The 16,845-nt window shown below is 72.2% G+C and carries 16 protein-coding genes; 7 read left to right on the forward strand and 9 right to left on the reverse strand.

All coding sequences use genetic code 11. The features are described 5' to 3' along the window. Positions 1-52 precede the first annotated feature (52 nt). Both BLV96_RS29565 and BLV96_RS29570 read right to left on the reverse strand, forming a co-directional pair. Positions 53-1,048 carry a DUF1702 family protein gene (locus BLV96_RS29565; RefSeq protein ID WP_086677129.1) on the reverse strand — a complete coding sequence of 332 codons (996 nt, stop codon included), beginning with the start codon at positions 1,046-1,048 and terminating at the stop codon, positions 53-55. A gap of 125 nt (positions 1,049-1,173) precedes the next feature. Next, a complete protein-coding gene (locus tag BLV96_RS29570) occupies positions 1,174-2,079 on the reverse strand; it encodes a helix-turn-helix transcriptional regulator (RefSeq protein ID WP_167379766.1) in 906 nt (301 codons plus the stop codon). Positions 2,080-2,565: 486 nt separating this feature from the next. Between BLV96_RS29570 and BLV96_RS29575 the strand changes: the two genes are divergently transcribed. Together BLV96_RS29575 and BLV96_RS29580 are read left to right on the forward strand one after the other, a co-directional pair. Further along, positions 2,566-3,372 (forward strand): AfsR/SARP family transcriptional regulator, encoded by an 807-nt coding sequence (locus tag BLV96_RS29575; RefSeq protein WP_086677128.1) that lies wholly within the window; start codon positions 2,566-2,568, stop codon positions 3,370-3,372. Positions 3,373-3,434: 62 nt separating this feature from the next. Beyond that, entirely contained in the window at positions 3,435-4,133 is a 699-nt protein-coding gene (locus BLV96_RS29580; protein ID WP_086677127.1) for a winged helix-turn-helix transcriptional regulator, read from the forward strand. A gap of 78 nt (positions 4,134-4,211) precedes the next feature. Here the strand turns inward: BLV96_RS29580 and BLV96_RS29585 are convergent, their stop codons facing one another. Then, positions 4,212-5,462, reverse strand: coding sequence for an RNA polymerase sigma factor (locus tag BLV96_RS29585; RefSeq protein ID WP_086677126.1), 1,251 nt, complete (start codon positions 5,460-5,462; stop codon positions 4,212-4,214). Position 5,463: 1 nt separating this feature from the next. Next, positions 5,464-5,847 carry a YciI family protein gene (locus tag BLV96_RS29590; RefSeq protein ID WP_086677125.1) on the reverse strand — a complete coding sequence of 128 codons (384 nt, stop codon included), beginning with the start codon at positions 5,845-5,847 and terminating at the stop codon, positions 5,464-5,466. Positions 5,848-5,991: 144 nt separating this feature from the next. Between BLV96_RS29590 and BLV96_RS29595 the strand changes: the two genes are divergently transcribed. Next, entirely contained in the window at positions 5,992-6,654 is a 663-nt protein-coding gene (locus tag BLV96_RS29595) for a maleylpyruvate isomerase family mycothiol-dependent enzyme (protein ID WP_086677124.1), read from the forward strand. A 256-nt stretch (positions 6,655-6,910) separates the two neighbouring features. Here BLV96_RS29595 and BLV96_RS29600 read toward each other — a convergent pair whose 3' ends face one another. Then, on the reverse strand, positions 6,911-7,531 hold the full coding sequence (locus tag BLV96_RS29600) for an L-threonylcarbamoyladenylate synthase (protein ID WP_086677123.1): 621 nt from the start codon (positions 7,529-7,531) through the stop codon (positions 6,911-6,913). A gap of 185 nt (positions 7,532-7,716) precedes the next feature. Here BLV96_RS29600 and BLV96_RS29605 point away from each other — a divergent pair, with 185 nt between their 5' ends. Together BLV96_RS29605 and BLV96_RS29610 are read left to right on the forward strand one after the other, a co-directional pair. Further along, positions 7,717-8,229: a DUF899 family protein gene (locus BLV96_RS29605; protein ID WP_086677122.1), complete on the forward strand. Its 513-nt coding sequence runs from the start codon at positions 7,717-7,719 to the stop codon at positions 8,227-8,229. Positions 8,230-8,406: 177 nt separating this feature from the next. Continuing rightward, positions 8,407-10,761 (forward strand): sensor histidine kinase, encoded by a 2,355-nt coding sequence (locus BLV96_RS29610; RefSeq protein ID WP_086677121.1) that lies wholly within the window; start codon positions 8,407-8,409, stop codon positions 10,759-10,761. A 129-nt stretch (positions 10,762-10,890) separates the two neighbouring features. Here the strand turns inward: BLV96_RS29610 and BLV96_RS29615 are convergent, their stop codons facing one another. Both BLV96_RS29615 and BLV96_RS29620 read right to left on the reverse strand, forming a co-directional pair. Then, entirely contained in the window at positions 10,891-11,496 is a 606-nt protein-coding gene (locus BLV96_RS29615; RefSeq protein WP_086677120.1) for a response regulator transcription factor, read from the reverse strand. Positions 11,497-11,820: 324 nt separating this feature from the next. Continuing rightward, positions 11,821-12,006, reverse strand: coding sequence for a hypothetical protein (locus tag BLV96_RS29620; protein WP_086677119.1), 186 nt, complete (start codon positions 12,004-12,006; stop codon positions 11,821-11,823). 455 nt (positions 12,007-12,461) lie between these two features. Here BLV96_RS29620 and BLV96_RS29625 point away from each other — a divergent pair, with 455 nt between their 5' ends. Both BLV96_RS29625 and BLV96_RS29630 read left to right on the forward strand, forming a co-directional pair. Further along, positions 12,462-13,211, forward strand: a complete 750-nt coding sequence (locus BLV96_RS29625) for a helix-turn-helix domain-containing protein (RefSeq protein WP_086677118.1) — start codon at positions 12,462-12,464, stop codon at positions 13,209-13,211. A 236-nt stretch (positions 13,212-13,447) separates the two neighbouring features. Then, positions 13,448-14,053, forward strand: a complete 606-nt coding sequence (locus tag BLV96_RS29630; RefSeq protein ID WP_086677117.1) for a response regulator transcription factor — start codon at positions 13,448-13,450, stop codon at positions 14,051-14,053. Between the two features lie 43 nt (positions 14,054-14,096). On the opposite strand, the gene BLV96_RS29635 is transcribed toward BLV96_RS29630, so the two are convergent. Next, positions 14,097-15,302 (reverse strand): sensor histidine kinase, encoded by a 1,206-nt coding sequence (locus BLV96_RS29635; RefSeq protein ID WP_244180552.1) that lies wholly within the window; start codon positions 15,300-15,302, stop codon positions 14,097-14,099. Positions 15,303-15,378: 76 nt separating this feature from the next. Continuing rightward, positions 15,379-16,833, reverse strand: a complete 1,455-nt coding sequence (locus BLV96_RS29640; protein WP_086677115.1) for a SagB/ThcOx family dehydrogenase — start codon at positions 16,831-16,833, stop codon at positions 15,379-15,381. Positions 16,834-16,845: the final 12 nt, after the last annotated feature.

Consider the following 16,845-nt stretch of genomic DNA (forward strand, 5'->3'; position numbering starts at 1 on the left):
TCACAGATTCGCTGGTCAGCGCTCTACTCCGCGCTTGCCCGTGATCACGCGTTCAGCCGGCGCGCCGCCGCGCGGCCGGGTCGAACTCCGCCCGGATCCGCTGCCGCCACAGCTCGTACGGCGGCACCGGGCCGTCGTCGCCGTCGGCCTGTTCGGTGCGGTCGGCCAGGTTTTGCGCACCCTGCACGGAAAGGTCGGTGAGCACACCGGCGGCGAGGTGGGTGTGGGCGGGCACGTACTCGGAGTACGTCCGCGCCTTCACCGCGAACACCACGCCGAGCGCGAGCTCGTCGTAGTACTCCCCGGACGCCCGGCGCAGCCGGCCCAGTCCACTCTGGTCACTGCCGCCGGCGAACGTCGCGGCCAGCCCGACCCCGCTCCACAGGTCCGCGCGGCGGTGCTCGGCGAACCGCCCGACCGCCGCGGCGACGGCGCCCGGGTTGCCGCCGTTGATGAACCACAGCGCGCGCCCGACGCCCTGGTCGAACGCCCGGCCGAAGTACTCCGGGCGGCCCGCCCACGGGTAGGGCTCCGGCTCCGCCTGCTCGTCGATCCACTTCTTCGTGTCGAAGTACGCACGGTCGAAGCCGAAGCCGTCGACGGCCAGCCAGCTCATCACCGGGTGGTAGGCGACCCCGGTCAGCTCGGGCAGAATGTTCTTCCACAGTGGACGCGGCAGCCGTGCCATCGCGAAGCCGATCCCGATGTAGGTCAGGAAGATGTGCGGGCGCGCGGGTCCTTCCAGCAGCGCGCGGGTGCGGTCGCGGCCGCCGCCCGGCATCGCGTCGAGGATCGTGTAGCCCATCGTCGCGCCCTCGTAGGCGAACCCGCGCTGCTCGGGCTCGATCAGCGCGAGCCGGCGCTCGATCTCCCACAGCGAGGCCCCTTCGATCGCCCACTCGAACCCGCACACGACCGCCTGCGGCACCGCCTCCAGCCGGGCCGTCGTGTCGGTGTGGGTGACCGGGAAACCGCGCTCGGCGAACCCGACCGAAGCGAGCGAAGGAGCCAGGAACCGCTTGCGGAGCACTCCGATAACGGTGGACATGCTGGTGTCGTCCTTACTGTGACATGGTTGTCGATCCGACCGCAGTCACGGCCATGGCTTCGGAGCAACGGTTGCGTGTCGCTCGGGGGGCGGCCTGCTTTGGTCGAATCGACAACTGAGGGTGATCAGGCGACGGCGCGCAGGTGCGGCCGCTGGGCGGCGAGCATGCGCTGGGTGAACGGCGACTGCTTCGACGCCAGCGTGATCGCGATCGGCGCGTCGGTCGCGGCCGGCGCGCGCAGGCCCACCCGCGCGGTGGACTGGCCGTAGGGCGCCACGGTGACGCCCTGGTAGCCGATCGAGAAGCGCGGTCCGCCGGCGCCCGGCTGGTGCTGCGCGACGGCGATCGCCGTCCACCGCCCGGCGGGCACGCCGTGGATGGTCAGCTCGCCGGAGCTCATGTTGGCCATGCCGCCGAAGGCGACCGGGCCGCACTGCGGCACCGGGTCGGCGAAGAGCCCGACGAGGGTCTCCGCGGGCGCGGAGCCGCGCGGCATGTCCAGCTGCATCGACAGCACGCCGGTGCCGGTCTGCAGCGAGGCGCAGCTGCGGCCGGCCGCGCGCAGCGTGCGCAGCGGGGGAAGCCGTTGGAACGTCGGGGAGATCGCCACGAGCAGCTCGGCGACCTGCGGCTCGCGGTACTGCGTCGGCGTCATCCCGACCGCGCGCGAGAACCGGCTGGTGAACGTGCCGACGCTGCTGTAGCCGACGCTGCACACGATGTCGGAGACGTTCAGCGACGTCGTCAGCAGCAGCCGCTTCGCCTCGAACAGGCGCACGGCGGTGAGGAACCGGCCGGGCGTGACGCCGGTGGCGTCGGCGAACATCCGGGAGAAGTGGAACCGGCTGACGAACACCTCCGACGCCAGCTCCGCGAGCGTGATCGGCTCGAAGTACCGCTCCTGGATCGACGAGATCGCCTGCAGCACGGCGGGCCGGACCGACTTCTCCACCCGCTCGAGGGCCGGCACCCGGGGCGGTTCGTCGAACTCGCTGTCGTGTCCGACAGCCGCAATAGACCGCAACATCATCCGTCCAACCTCGAATTCCCCTGATGGCAGTTCTCCTGGTGTCAGGGAAGACGCCGGTCCTTGCAGGACGATCGACGGGCGATTGAGGCGTCCCGGGCGAAACGCACCTGGTCGGGCGAACTCCGCGCGACCACGGGTGATCCACACTGGACGGTCCGTGCGGAACGCACGGCGCCGGCGTGCCGGACACCCGCCCGCGTGATCCTCCGCGGTCCCGCCGCACCCGCGCCTGGTCCGTTCCAGCGACCCCGCCCGGCGCTCAGGCCCAGGTTGGGCCGGATGGCTGACCATGCGAAACGCACGTCGCGAACCTGCGTAATCCACGGGGCCACCGGACAAACGCACGTTGACTCTGGTGGGTGACTCACTGGTCGCCGGAGAGACGCTCTGTCACATTCGGATAGAAGCCCGGAGTCGGCCGTCCCCCGACCCCGCGCGGCTCGACTGGGGAGCGCGAGGACGCATTGACGACGCTGGAGGCCTGCCATGTACTCCGAACTGCCGCCAACGGAAGCACCCGACGACGGTGGCGTGACGTTCACCGTCCTGGGCCCGCTGGAAGTGCTGCGGGCCGGCGTCGACTACGCGCCGACCACGCCGAAGGTCCTGCAGCTGCTCGCCGTGCTGGTGATGCGCCCGGGCAAGATGGTACACATCGACACCCTCATCCGGGAGCTGTGGGCGGACAACCCGCCCCGGACGGTGCGGACGACGCTGCACACCTACGTCTACCACCTGCGCCGGTGCATGGACCAGAACCGGCTGGCGGCCGACGGGGAGAAGATGCTGGCCACCAAGCAGTCCGGCTACGCCTTCTACATCGAACCGTCCCAAGTGGACACCTACCGGTTCGTCCGGCTGCAGCAGCGGGGCCACGAGCACCAGGACGCCGGCGACCACGCCGCGGCCGCCGACGCCTACCGCGCGGCACTCGACCTGTGGTCCGGCCCGCCGCTCGCGAACGTCCAATGTGGACCAATTCTGTCGGCGTACCGCACCGAGCTGCTGGAGCAGCGCCGCAGCGTGCTGCACCTGCGGATCGAAGCCGAGATCACCAGCGGCAAGCACCGCGAGCTGATCGGCGAGCTGCGTTCGCTGGCCACCGGCAGCCCGCTCGACGAGGCCCTGCACGGCCAGCTGATGCGCGTGCTCGGCCGCAGCGGGCGGCGCTCCGACGCGATGGCCGTCTACCGCAGGCTCCGGTCGCGGCTGGCCGGCGAGCTGGGCGTCGAACCGTGCGACGACCTCCAGGTGCTGCACCGCGAGCTGATCTCCGAAGGCGACCACCGCTGATCACCGCTTCCCCGGCTCCGGCCGATCACCCGCTCCGCCCGAGAAAGAAGTGAGGAAGTTCGATGCCCGCTCCCAACACCCGCGCCTACGGCCAGTTCTGCGGTATCGCCCGCGCGCTCGAGATCATCGGCGAACGCTGGTCGCTGCTGATCGTCCGTGACCTCGTGCTCGGCCCGAAGCGCTACGACGAGCTGCAGGCCGGCCTGCCCAAGATCCCGCCGTCCATCCTGTCGGCCCGCCTCAACGAGCTGGAGGCGACCGGCGTGCTCCGCCGCCGCGTCCGCGCCGAGCTCGACGCCGGCCTGGTCTACGAACTGACCCAGTACGGCAGCGAGCTCGACAGCATCCTCCTCGACCTCGGCCTGTGGGGCGCGCGGTCGCTCGACCAGCCGGGCCCGGACGACGTGTTCACCCTGGACTCGGCGATCCTGTCGCTGTACACGACGTTCCGCGCCGACGTGGCCGAGGGCGTGCAGCTCACCTACGAAATCCGGTACGACGACCGGATGATCGTCCACGCGCTGATCGAGGACGGCGCGGTCAAGGTCGGCGAAGGCCGGTTCCCGGGCGCGGACCTGGTCGTCAAGGCGACGAGCGGCGCGGCGATGCTGGACCTGATGAGCGGGCAGCTGACCGCGGCGGAGGCGGTCCGCACCGGCAAGCTGGCGATCGAGGGCGACGTGGCCGACCTCGAGCTGCTGACCCGGCTGTTCCACGTCCCGGCGGCACCGGAGCCCCCGTCGGGCATCGTGGTCCGCTGAGCACCATGAACGACTCTTTCATCGCCTCGGACGCGATGAAAGAGTCGTTCATGGCATCCGGACCGGCGCCGGATCCGCTCAGTTCTGCGCGGGGTCCGCGGGCGCGATCCGCCCGGCCCGGTTCATCAGGTACCGCCGCTCGGGCAGGCTCGCCGTCCGCCGCGCCGCCTTCAGGTAGTGCTCACGCGCGCCCGGCAGGTCCCCGGCCAGCTCCAGCAGGTGCGCGCGAACCGCGTCCAGCCGGCGGCCGACGTCCAGCTTCGCGTCGACCGTGTCCAGCAGCTCCAGCCCCCGCGCCGGGCCGGACGCCTGGGCCACCGCCACCGCCTGGTTGATCGTCACCACCGGGCTCGGCATCAGCGCCTGCAGCACGTGGTACAGCTCGACGATCTGCGGCCAGTCCGTCTCCTCCGTGCTCGGCGCGGTCGCGTGCAGCGCCGCGATGGCCGCCTGGACCTGGTACGGCCCGAGCGCCGCGTGGCCGATCGTCGCGTCCACCAGCGCCTCGCCCTCGGCGATCAGCGAGTGGTCCCAGCGGCTGCGGTCCTGCTCCGGCAGCGGTACCAGCTCGCCGTTCGGGCCGGTGCGCGCCGCGCGGCGCGCGTCGGTCAGCAGCATCAGCGCGAGCAGGCCCGCGACCTCGCCCTGCCCCGGCGTCAGCGCGTGCACCGCGCGGGTCAGCCGGATCGCCTCCGCGGCCAGCTCCGCGCGCAGGAGGTTCTCCCCCGACGTCGCCGTGTAGCCCTCGTTGAAGATCAGGTACAGCACCTGCAGGACGACGCGCAGCCGGTCGCCGAAGTCGTCCGGCGACGGCTCGTCGAACGTCGACCCGGCGGCGGCGATGCTCTCCTTGGCGCGGGTGATGCGCCGGGTCATCGTCGCCTCGGGCACCAGGAACGCGCTCGCGATCTGCGCCGTGGTCAGGCCGCCGACCGCGCGCAGCGTCAGCGCTACCTGCGACGGCGGCGACACGGCGGGGTGGCAGCAGAGGAACAGCAGCTTCAGCGTGTCGTCCTCGCCGGGGGGCCGGTCCTCGCCCGGCCCGGGGACGACGGTCGCCGGCTCCCGCACGGCGACCGACTCCTCGCGCCGCCGCCGCGCGCTTTCGCTGCGCCAGTGGTCGGTGAGCCGCCGGGCGGCGACCGTGACCAGCCAGCTGCGCGGGCTGTCCGGGACCCCCTCGGCGGGCCACTGCTCGCTCGCCGCCAGCAGGGCTTCCTGGACGGCGTCCTCGCACGCGTCGAACTGGCCGTACCGGCGCACCAGCACGCCCAGCACCTGCGGCACCAGCGGGCGCAGGACCTCGGCGACCGGGGCGGGCGCGGTCACGTCAGGACCCGGGGATCTCGGTTTCGGCGTCGGCGAAGAAGACGATCTCCCGCACCTCGACACCCATGCCGTCGAGCGCGGCGTCCGGGATCAGGGCGGCCAGCTCGACCGCGCGGTCCTTGCTCGCGCAGTCGACGAGGTAGTAGCCGGCCAGGAACTCCTTCGACTCGAGGAACGGGCCGTCGGTGACCGCCGGCAGTCCCCCGCGCACCCGCACGACGGTGCTGTCGGCGACCGGCGCGAGCGCCTGCGTGCCGATCATCTCGCCGGACTCCCGGATCGTGCGGATGAAGTCCTGGTGCCCGCTCATGATCGCGTCCATGTCCTGCTGGGACAGGTTCGCCATCACCTCGGGGTTCAGGTACATCGCCAGCAGGTACTTCACGCCCGCGCTCCCATCGTCGGTGGCATGAAGATAGCCGACCCCGCCGCCGCCCGTGGCGCGACGTCGCAAGCGCGAAGTGGAGCCGTCGCGGGCCCGCCTGCCAGCCTGGAGTACCGGTAACCCGGACCCTGGAGGGTGGCACCGATGGCCGACGTGTTCACGGACCTGCAGACCGAGACCGAGGCGCTGGCCGAGCTGGCCGAGCGCCACGGGTACGGCCCCGGCCCCGACCTCACCGGGCACTTCGCGCGGCTGACGTCGACCGCGCGGCTGGTGCGGCTCAGCGCCGAGAACCCGGGCGCGTTCGGTGTCACCCCGCAGATCTCCTACGCCTCGCTCGACGAGGCGATCGTGACGTGGCTCATCGAGCAGCGGAAGGCCAACGCGCTGCTCGCGTCGGCGCCGGTGCAGCCGGAGCTGCCGTGGAGCGACGGCCCGCTGCGCCCGTCGGTGCTGGCGGCGGCGGCGCTGACGGAGCTGTTCGCGTGCGGCCAGGACATCGCGGACGCGCTGGGCGTCCGGCCCGACCGCGACGACGCGATCGGGCACGTGGCGTACTACGGCGTCCGCACCCGGGACCGCGCGTACCGCCGCCACCAGCGGACCCCACCGGGCCAGTTCCGCTTCGAGCTGACGGCCCCATCGGGGACGCGCTGGGACTTCGGACCGGAGGAGGCGACCGATCGGGTGACGGGCCCGGCGGAGGACTTCTGCTTGCTGGTGACGGGTCGCCGGCACGCGGAGGAGCTGGCCCTGGAGTTCAGCGGCGAGCACACCGCCGAATGGCTGGAACTGCTGGAGAACTGAGCGGGGGCGGCCGACGGCGTGCGCTGCGGGTTCAGGCGGCCATCCGCGCGGGATCGGGCGGCCGATCCCCCGCGGGTGCGTCCGGCCCGGCCCGGCGTCACAGCTCCGCGTTCGATCGCCGCACAGCCTCGGAAGGCGTGCGCTGCGGATTCTCAAACCGGTTCTCGAAGACGACGTGCTGGGGTCGGGGCCCACGCGGGTCCCAAGTGGTGGCGTGCCTGCGGTTCAGGCGGCCACCCTCCGGCCCGGTCCAGCGTCACTCGAACGGCGCAGGGTCGCCCGCGCCGACGCGCAGGATCTCCGGCTCGCCCGATGAGAAGTCGACCACCGTCGTCGGCTCCACGCCGCAGTCTCCCGAGTCCAGGACCGCGTCGAGCTGGTGGTCCAGCTCCTCCTTGATCTCCCAGCCCTGCGTCATCGGCTCGGCCTGGTCCGGCAGCAGCAGCGTGCTCGACAGCAGCGGCTCGCCCAGCTCGGCCAGCAGCGCCTGGGTGACGCGGTGGTCGGGGATGCGCACGCCGACCGTCTTCTTCTTCTCGTGCATCAGCCGCCGCGGCACCTCCTTGGTGGCGGGCAGGATGAACGTGTAGCTGCCGGGGGTCGCCGCCTTGATCGCGCGGAACACCGCGTTGTCGATGATGACGAACTGGCCCAGCTGGGCGAAGTCCTGGCACACCAGCGTGAAGTGGTGCCGGTGGTCGAGCTTGCGGATGCTCCGGATCCGGTCGAGCCCGTCGCGGTTGCCCGGCCGGCACCCGAGCGCGAAGCACGAGTCGGTCGGGTAGGCGATCAGCCCGTCGGCGCGGAGGAGCTCGACGACCTGGCCCAGGGACCGGCGCTGCGGGTTCTCCGGGTGCAGGTCGAAATAACGTGCCATGCCCGCAGAGCCTAGGGTCCGCCCCGCGGCCGGGCACGGCGGCGGTGGTTTCCGGGGTCACCCCCACGGCGCCGGGCACCGCGAGGACCGCGTCTCCCAGCTTGCGGTTCCCGGCCCGAACGCTGGGACCCGCCCGGGCCGCCGGGCCACACTCCGTCCGGGGACCACACCAGGGAGGGCGTGCCATGACGAAGCTGACCGTGCCGGAGCTGGACCGGCCCCGGGTCGTCAACGCGGCGAAGTACCTGTTCGAAGGCCCGCAGGGCCGGATCCCGCTGGCCGACCTCTTCGACGGGCGACCGCGGCTCGCCGTGCACCACACGACACCGGGCCACAGCGGCCCCTTCACCGACGTGCTCGCCGCCGACATCGCCGCCGCGCTGCACGACCCCGACCTCCGGCTGGTGCTCGTCTCCACCGCGCCCTACGCCGAGCTCGAGCGGTACCGGCGGCACTTCGGCCGCGACCTGCCCACCTACTCGGCGAGCCGCGCGTTCACCACCGACTTCCCGGTGTCCCGGCGCCTGCCCGAAACCGCGGGCGGCGAGTTCTGGGACGACCTCGAGTCCGCTCTGGACTTCTTCCGGTGCGAGCGCGGTTCCGTGCTCCACACCGGATCGGTGGCCCTGTCCCGGCTGGACTTCCTCAGCCTGCTCGGCGTCCCGGACCGCCTGCGGTCCGGGACCGGCCGGCGCTGAGCCCGCGCCGCCGTGCCGTCCTCGCGGGTCCGCCGCGCCCCCTCGTCACGTCATTTCGGCGCACGGAATCGGACGTCCCGTGGGTTAGGATCGGTCGGCAGCAGAACGCACGCCACGCTCTGGCCGGGCCACCTGGGGCGCCCCGGCCACCGCCGAGACCCCGGGGGTTCCGCACTCATGTCGCCGGTCGCCGCGCTCGAACCGGCCGCGGAGCTGTCCGCCACCGCCGAACCCCGCGGCACCACCGCGGCCGACCGCCGCCCCCGGCTGGCGGCGTACCTCTCCGCGGCCATCATCTTCGTGGTCATCGCGGGGTTCAGCGTGATCGGCGTCGTCAACCTGCTGCCCAGGTCGGTCGGCACCTTTCACGCCGCGTACGCCGTCCTGGCCGCCGCCGGGCTGCTGGCGATCCAGCTGCTGTGGTTCAGCCGCCCGACCACCCGCCTCGGCTCCACCGCCAGCCGGGTGCTGTTCGGGGTCGTGGTCGCGCTCGCCTACGTACCGCTGCTGACCTTCGGCGTGTCGTGGGCGATCATGCTCGTGTACGTCGGCGGCACCGCGCTCCTGATCTTCCCCGCGCGGTACGGCTGGGCCGCGGTCGTCGTGGTCCTCCTCAGCACCGTCGTGGTCTACCAGGTGTTCGGTGCTTCGCCGGTGAGCACCGTCTACAACCTGTTCGGGACGCTCTTCTACGTCCTGGTCTTCTACCTGCTGTCGCGGCTCGCGCGGATGGTCCGCGAGCTGCACGCGGCCCGGACCGAGCTGGCCCAGCGCGCGGTCGCCGAGCAGCGCCTGGCTTTCGCCCGCGACCTGCACGACCTGCTCGGGCTGAGCCTGTCCGCGATCGCGCTCAAGGGCGAGCTAGTGTCGCGCCTGATGCGCAAGTCCGCCGAGCGCGCCAAGGCGGAGCTCAGCGAAATCACCGCCACCGCCCAGCGCACGCTCTCCGACGTCCGCGCGGTGTCCCACGGCTACCGCGAGCTCTCGCTGGAGAAGGAGTCCCGGACGGCCGAAGGGCTGCTGTCGGCGTCGGAGATCGCCGTCCAGGTCCACCTCGACCAGGGCGATCTGCCGGTTCAGGTCCGGACGCTGCTGGCCAAGGTGCTCCGCGAGGGCGTCACCAACGTCCTGCGCTACAGCGACGTCGAGCACTGCGAAATCGACGTCCGGCACCAGGACGGCAAGGTCGTCCTGGAGATCGTCAACGACGGCGTGGCGGCGGACGACCCGGCGCTCGCCCCGGGCAGCGCGCTGACGGCGCTGCCGGACGAAGTCGCCGCGCTCGGCGGCCGGGCGAGCGCGAAAGCGGGCCCGGACGGCCGGTTCCGGCTGCGCGTCGAGGTCCCCGTGCCCGGGCGGCCGGGCGAAACCGCCGCACGCGATGCCGGGGAGCGGTCGGAAAACACCTCGAAGCAGATCCGCCGGTTGCTGCCGGTGATCATGATGCTGATGGGGATCGGCGCGACGGCGCACCTGCTCCAGCTGACCCCGCGGCCGTGGGAGATCGCGCTGGTCCTCGGTTCGATCGTGGCGTTGCTGGCCCTGCAGTTCTCGTACTTCAACCGGCCCTCGACCCAGCTGCGGTCGGCGCAGAGCTACGGGATGCTCCTGGTCCAGGCCTGCCTGATCTACCTGCCGCTGCTGCCGCTCGGCCCGGCCTGGGTGAGCCTGCCCGGGCTGCTGATCGGCAACGCGCTGCTGGTGGTGCCACCGGTCGCGGGCTGGGCGTTCTTCGTCGTCAACATCGCCGCCTACGCCGAGATCCAGCGGATGTCGGGCGCGGACGTCGCGTCCACGATCTTCTACACCGCCGCGACGGTGATGACGAGCCTGGCCGTGTTCGGGCTGCTGTGGCTCGTCCGGCTGGTCACCGAGCTCGCCAGCACCCGCCGCCGGCTGGCCGAGATGGCGCTGGCCGAGGAGCGGCTGCGGTTCGCCCGCGACCTGCACGACCTGCTCGGCATGAGCCTGTCGGCGATCGCGCTGAAGAGCGAGCTGACCGCCCGGGTGCTGCCGCTGGACCGCGACCGCGCGGCGGCGGAGCTGACCGAGGTCCTCGGACTGACCCGGCAGGCGCTCTCGGACGTCCGGTCCGTGGCGAGCGGCTACCGCGAGCTGTCCCTGGACGGCGAGTCCCGCACGGCGAAGTCGGTCCTGGCGGCCGCGGATGTGCGCGTGCGGATGGAGATGCTCGGCGACGACCTGCCGACCCCGGTGCGCACGGTGCTGGCGGTGGTGCTGCGCGAGGGCGTCACGAACGTGCTGCGCCACAGCAGCGTGGAGAGCTGCGAGATAGCGATGCGCCGCACGGACGGCGGCATCAGCCTCGACATCGTGAACGACGGCGTCGAGCGCGACGGGGCCGCGGAACCCGCGGTGCCGGAACCGCGAGCGGTGGCGGTGCCGCGGGACTCGTCGCCGGGCAGCGGGATCGGGAACCTGTCCCACCGGGTGGCGGACCTCGGGGGCGAGCTGACGGCGGGAGTCGAGCCGGACGGCCGGTTCCGGCTGCGCGCGGTCGTTCCCGCCTGACCCCCGGAAGTCCGGCCCGGCACGCGACCACAGGCCCGGCAACAGGATGGGCGCCCTCCACCGAGGACCGAACCGGACGAAGGCTTCGGGCCGGGACCGACCGAGCTGGTCTGGACCTCCGCCCCCCGGTCACAGCCAGCCGGACTCCTCCGCGATCCTGATCGCGTCGACCCGGTTGCGGGCGTTGAGCTTCGCCACCACCGTCGTGAGGTAGTTCCGTACTGTCCCGGCGGAAAGGTACAGCCGGGCCGCCACCTCGACCGTTCCGTAGCCCTGCGCGGTCATCCGCAGCACGTCGAGCTCGCGGGCGGTCAGCGGGCAGTCCACCGTGTCCCACGCGGCCAGCGCCAGGTCGCCGTCCACCATGCGGCGGCCGGCCAGCACCCCGCGGACCGCGTTCGCCAGCTTGTCGGGCGGCGCGTCCTTGAGCAGGAAGCCGCCCACCTTGGCGTCCAGCGCCCGCCTCAGCGTGCCGGGACGGCCCAGGCTGGTCAGGATGAGGGTCCGGCAGTCCGGCAGGTGTTCGTGCAGCTCACCGGCCGCGGTGAGGCCGTCCTTGCCGGGCAGGTCGATGTCGATGACGGCCACCTGCGCCTGCTTGGCGCGCGCGGCGGGCAGGATGTCGAGCCCGGAGGCGACCTCGGCGACCACGTCGATGTCGGGTTCGAGCCGCAGCAGCGCCACCAGTGCTCCCCGCACGATGTGCATGTCCTCGGCCACCAGCACTCTGATCACGGGTGCCTCCGCACTCACGATTCCCCAGAAGCTCAGTTAAACATTCTGCTTGACGAATCGGTTGCACCATTCGGGCACCACTTTTGCGGTGCTGCCGTGAAATGCACATGCACGGGTTAGGACCAGGTTAAAAACGCCTACTCGCGCCCGGGCGGCTACCAGCCGTCACGATCGCGGGGACTTCTCGTCACCCGTGTCGGAAATTTTCCGGCCAGGTCGTTTGTGGACTCCCCGACGCTCCCGGCGCGGCCGAGCCGGCCGCGGCGGGCGCGCTGGGCGCCCGGCGTGGCCGGCTCGCGACGCCAAGAACTGCGCAAACGCACGTCAGGCCGCGTCGAGCATGTCCGCCCGGCAGATGCACGCACCGCCGCAGCCTCGCACGGCGCCCCGGGAACCGTCGATGCTGAAGTGCTCGAAACGGTCGATCACGAGGTCGGAACCCACGTTTTCGAGCTCGATTCCCAAATCGACGAAAAGCGCGCGGACGTTGACGGAACCCAGTGCGGACATGTTCTGCTCCCAGTGGCGAAGATGAATGCTTCACGTGCCATAAATCGTCGCCAACGAACGCAGCATCAGCCAGTGCCCGCATCATCGCCGTGATGTGGCTTACACATGGTCCGTGCGGTTTCGGGGAAGACTCCGAACGGGCTAGCAAGGGGGTCGAACCCCGTCGAACACCCCGGTTTTCGTCACTTTGCGCACCCGCGCGCATCCCGCCTGCTACCGCGGGTGTGAGAAACGCATGTGCTCCCGGCGCCGGAGTTCCCGTTCCGGGCCCGCTTCACACCCGATGTGCAAAACGCATGTCCGGGACCGGTGAAATCCACGCGGACCAGTGCACAGAGCACTTAAGAAGTAGACGCTCGCCGACCTACAGTTTTGGTCGAAATCACATCGCCCGCACCGGACGCCTTCACGGGAAGACGCCCAGGCGGCATTGTCGACCGGGAGGGACGGCCACCATGGATGAGATCGTCCGGCAAGCCGTGGCACGCGCCATCGTGACCATGCGAGACAACCTGGGCGAGCGGCTCACGATCGACGACCTCGCCCGCGCGGCCATGTTCAGCAAGTTCCACTTCACCCGGGTGTTCCTGCGGGTCACCGGGCTGTCGCCGGGGCGGTTCCTTTCCGCCCTGCGGCTCGCGGAGGCCAAGCGCCTGCTCGCGACCACGGTCATCTCGGTGGCCGACATCAGCCACCAGGTCGGCTACAACAGCGTCGGCACCTTCAGCGCCCGGTTCAGCGGCAGCGTCGGCGTTTCGCCGTCGGGTTACCGGCAGCTGCGGGGCATGGCGCCGCGGCTGGCCGACCGGCAGGCCCAGCCGGGCTCCGGGACGACCGTGCGCGGCCAGCTGCGCGTCGCGCCGTCGGCCGAGGTCGGACCGGTTTTCGTCGGGTTGTTCGCGGCCCGGATCGCCGAGGGCGCGCCGGCGCGGTTCGCCGTCCTGCCCGGCCCGGGACCGTATGCACTCGCAGACGTTCCGCTGGGCTCGTGGTACGTGCTCACCCACGCCTACGGCTGCGGCGAGGTCGACAACCACACCCTGCGGCCCTACACCGGCCTGACCGGCCCGGTGACCGTCCACCGCGGTGTCACGGCGAGCCTGGCCGACGTCCGGCTGCGCCCGCGGCACGGCTTCGACCCGCCGGTCCTGCTCGCGCTGCCCGACCTCCGCCAGCCCGCGGTGGCCCGCCCGATGGCCGGTTGAGTGCGGTCCGGGTGCGGGCAATTCCCGGCTGCCGAATCCGCCGCCCGTTAATCCCCGGGCGGCGGGTTCACCACGTCCGAGTTCACGGCAGCCATTCGGCCCAGCCGGAACTCGCGGCCCGGACGGGGAATTCCCGGCCATTCACCTCCGGTGCGTTCGCGCGAAACACCGTCGCGGCCGGGCAATGGCGTACAATTGCGGTTCGGAGTCAACGGACTGGGGTGCGAGGTACCGTCGTGATCAAGGTGTTGCTGGCCGAGGACATGCACATGGTCCGCGGCGCCCTGGTCGCCCTCCTCAACCTGGAGTCCGACATCGAAGTGGTCGCCGAGGTCTCCACCGGCGACCAGATCCTGCCGGCCGCCAAGGCGGCCCAGCCCGACGTCGCGGTCATCGACATCGACCTGCCGGGCAAGGACGGGCTGTCGGCGGCGGTCGAGATCCACGAGAGCCTCCCGGACGTCCACACGCTGATCCTGACCAGCCTCGGCCGCCCGGGCACGGTCCGTCGCGCGCTCGACGCGAAGGTGAACGGCTTCCTGCTCAAGGACTCGCCGTCGGACAAGCTGGCGAACGCGGTCCGCTCGGTCGCGATCGGCCGCCGCGTCATCGACAGCGAACTGGCGCTGGCCGCCTGGGAAACCGACGACTGCCCGCTCACACCGCGCGAAATCGAGATCCTGTCGCTGGCCGCTCGAGGGCGCAACGTGGCCGACATCGCGGCGGAGCTGTTCCTCTCGGCCGGCACGGTCCGCAACTACCTGGCCGCGGTGGTCACGAAACTCAACGCGCGCAACCGGGTCCACGCGATCCGCATCGCGACCGAAGCGGAATGGCTTTAGCCCCCACCGGGTGAACCGGCCCGCGAGGCCGGCCGGAAAGCGCTTACGCCGAGAGCTCGTCCGCCGTCCGGTGCCGGCGCACCCCGCCGCAGCCCACCGGGACCGCCGCCAGCAGCCGGTGCGTACCGTCCGCACCGGACTCCGCCGCCAGCGTCCCGCCGAGTGACTCCACCCGGTCGACCAGGTTGCGCAGCCCCGATCCCGACGCCGTGCCGCCGTCGGCGGGACCGCCCGCGCCGTCGTTGACGATCTCCAGCCAGGCCGTCCCGTCCTCCTTGCTCACCGAGAACGCGCACCAGCTCGCGGTGCTGTGCCGCACCACGTTCGTCACGCCTTCGCGCAGCACCGCCGCCAGGGCGGTCGCCACCTCCGGGGGCAGGTCCGCGGTCCCCGAACGGGCGACCGTCACCCGGGTCCCGGCCGCGCTCAGCACCGCCGCCGCGGCCCGGCACTCGTCGTCCAGCGACAGCTCGCGGTAGCCCGCCGCGACCGTGCGGACGTCGGCCAGCGCGCGCCGCGACATGATCAGCAGCTCGGCGAGCTCCTCCTTCGCGCGATCCGGCTGGCCGATCACCAACCGGTCCACGAGTTCACCCTTCAGGGTGATCGCCGACAGGCTGAGACCGAGCAGGTCGTGGACGTCGCGGGAGAACCGCTTGCGCTCCTCGGCGATCGCGTTCCGCTTCAGCTCCCGGCGTTCCTCTTCGCGCTCGGCGGTCAGCCGCACCGCCGCGCCCACCCCGGAGAGCGCCAGCGCGGCGATCCCGGCGGACACCGCGCCCGCGAGACCGGCGTCCACCGAACCGGCCGCCCACGCGGCCAAGAGCCCCGCGCCGACGCACACGAGCCCCGCCGCGGGCACCGCCCGCGCCGGCCGGACGGCCAGCAGCAGCCCGCCGGCGAGGAACCCGCCCGCGGCGCTCCACAGGGCGCCCAGCTGCACCATCGGCCCGTAGCCCAGCAAAGCCTGCGCGACCAGCGCCAGGCCGGGACGGCGGACACCGCCGTGCGCGAACGCGGTCAGGTGCACTCCCGCGAGGGCCGCCGCGCACGCCAGCGCGAGCAGCCGCGGCACCCAGGACTCCCGCTCGGCCAGCACGGGGAGCACCGCCGTCAGCGCGACCGCGGCGGCGGCCGCCACCGGACCGGCGGCGACGAGCGCGTGGAAGTCCGGCCGCTCCGCTCGCTCCTTCGCCGGCATTGCTGCCCGGATCCGGAACTTTCCCCGCAGCCGAACCGGATACGCCACGGCGCCTCCCACCTCACCCGCACCCCAGGTCCCCAACGGTAACAGGGCAAACGGTCAGGAGAGAGGCTTCGCCCGGTCAGCCAGGGGTGGTACCCCCCGGGAAATCGAGCACGCACTCGCCGACGCTGACCTCGGCGGGCCACTCCAGTTTCAGCGAGCGGTCCACGCGGTCGCCCGCGTCGACCGGCACGGCGTGCGCGGCGAGTCCCATCGCCTTCGCCGCCAGGTAGAGCACCTGCTGCAGCGCGCCGACGTGCACCAGCGTCGTCGCGTACGCGGCGCTGCCGAGCACCCACGCGATCCGCGACATCCGCGCGGTCATCGTCAGCAGCACCGAGGGCCGGCGGTGGCTGCCCGCCCCGACCATCGCCAGGTCCAGCATGCCGTCCAGGACACCGAGGTCGTCGTTGATCAGCGTCAGCGTGTGCCACAGCGGGTCGTAGTGGTAGATCCCCCGCGCGAGGTCCGCGCACCGGTTGATCCCGACGTAGATCTCCAGCTCGTACAGGCAGGCGACGCTGAAGTACGGCCGCTGCGACGCCTCGTGGCCCGGCCCGCCGGGCAGGTACGCCGGCCCGATCGAGCGCACCCGCGCGGCGCGGAAGAGGAACTCCCCGACCTGTTCGGCCGACAGCGCGCGCTCGGTGACCTCGGGGCACGAGTGGTCGTGTTCGAGCAGCGTCGCGAGCGTCGGGTCGGTCGCCTTGAGCACGGCCGGGTCGGGACGGTGCAGGGGGAAGGTCGGGCCGGCGGTGATCTGCTTGACCACCGGCGGCTCGGCGCCCGCCCGGTGCTCCTCCGGGTCCGGCGGGCCACCTTTGAGCCACGTCCGGCTGCGGGCGTGGAACATCAGGTCGTCCGGCGACCAGACGGCGAGGTCGGTGTCGGTGTCCTCGGCGAACCCGGCCCAGTCGTCGGCCACCAGCACGACGCCGGCGGCCACCAGGAACGCGACGACGTCGGCCACGACCGCTTCGGTGAGCCCGCACGTCTCGGCGACCTGGGCGACGGTCACCGGCCCGGCCAGCGACGACGCCACGGCCACCGCGGGCGGCCGCAGCAGCGCGACGCGGTACCGGGCGCGCGGCGACTCCAGCAGCAGCCCGCCGCCGTCCGGGCGCATCGCCGAATACCGCGACAGCTTGATCAGCCGGCCGGGCGGCACCGCGTCGGCCGGGAAGACCGGCGCCTGGGTCACCGGGATGGCCGAGAGCACCGGCCCGCGGCCGTCGTTGAGCGCGAGCGAGTGCACGACCGAGCCGGACAGCTGGTTGAGGACCTTGCGCAGCGTCCCCGCCCACGCCTCGGCGCCGTTGCCCGCCGACGTCGCGAGGTTCCCCATCGAGATCGGGCCGAGCGCCATCCGGCCCAGCGATTCGCGGACCGGCCTGGGGATGCCCGCCAGTTCGTACTCACCCCACCAGGTGATCGCGACGATCGTGTCGTCGTCCCCCGCCTCCAGCAGGGTGTCTTCGGTGAGGGACCAGAGCCGGACGGTCTCCGGGAGCTCGTCCGGGGGGTAAGCAGGCACGGCCAACTCCTC

Origin of the sequence: Amycolatopsis pretoriensis, assembly GCF_900107925.1 — a bacterium.
GTDB classification, from domain to species: Bacteria; Actinomycetota; Actinomycetes; order Mycobacteriales; family Pseudonocardiaceae; genus Amycolatopsis; species Amycolatopsis pretoriensis.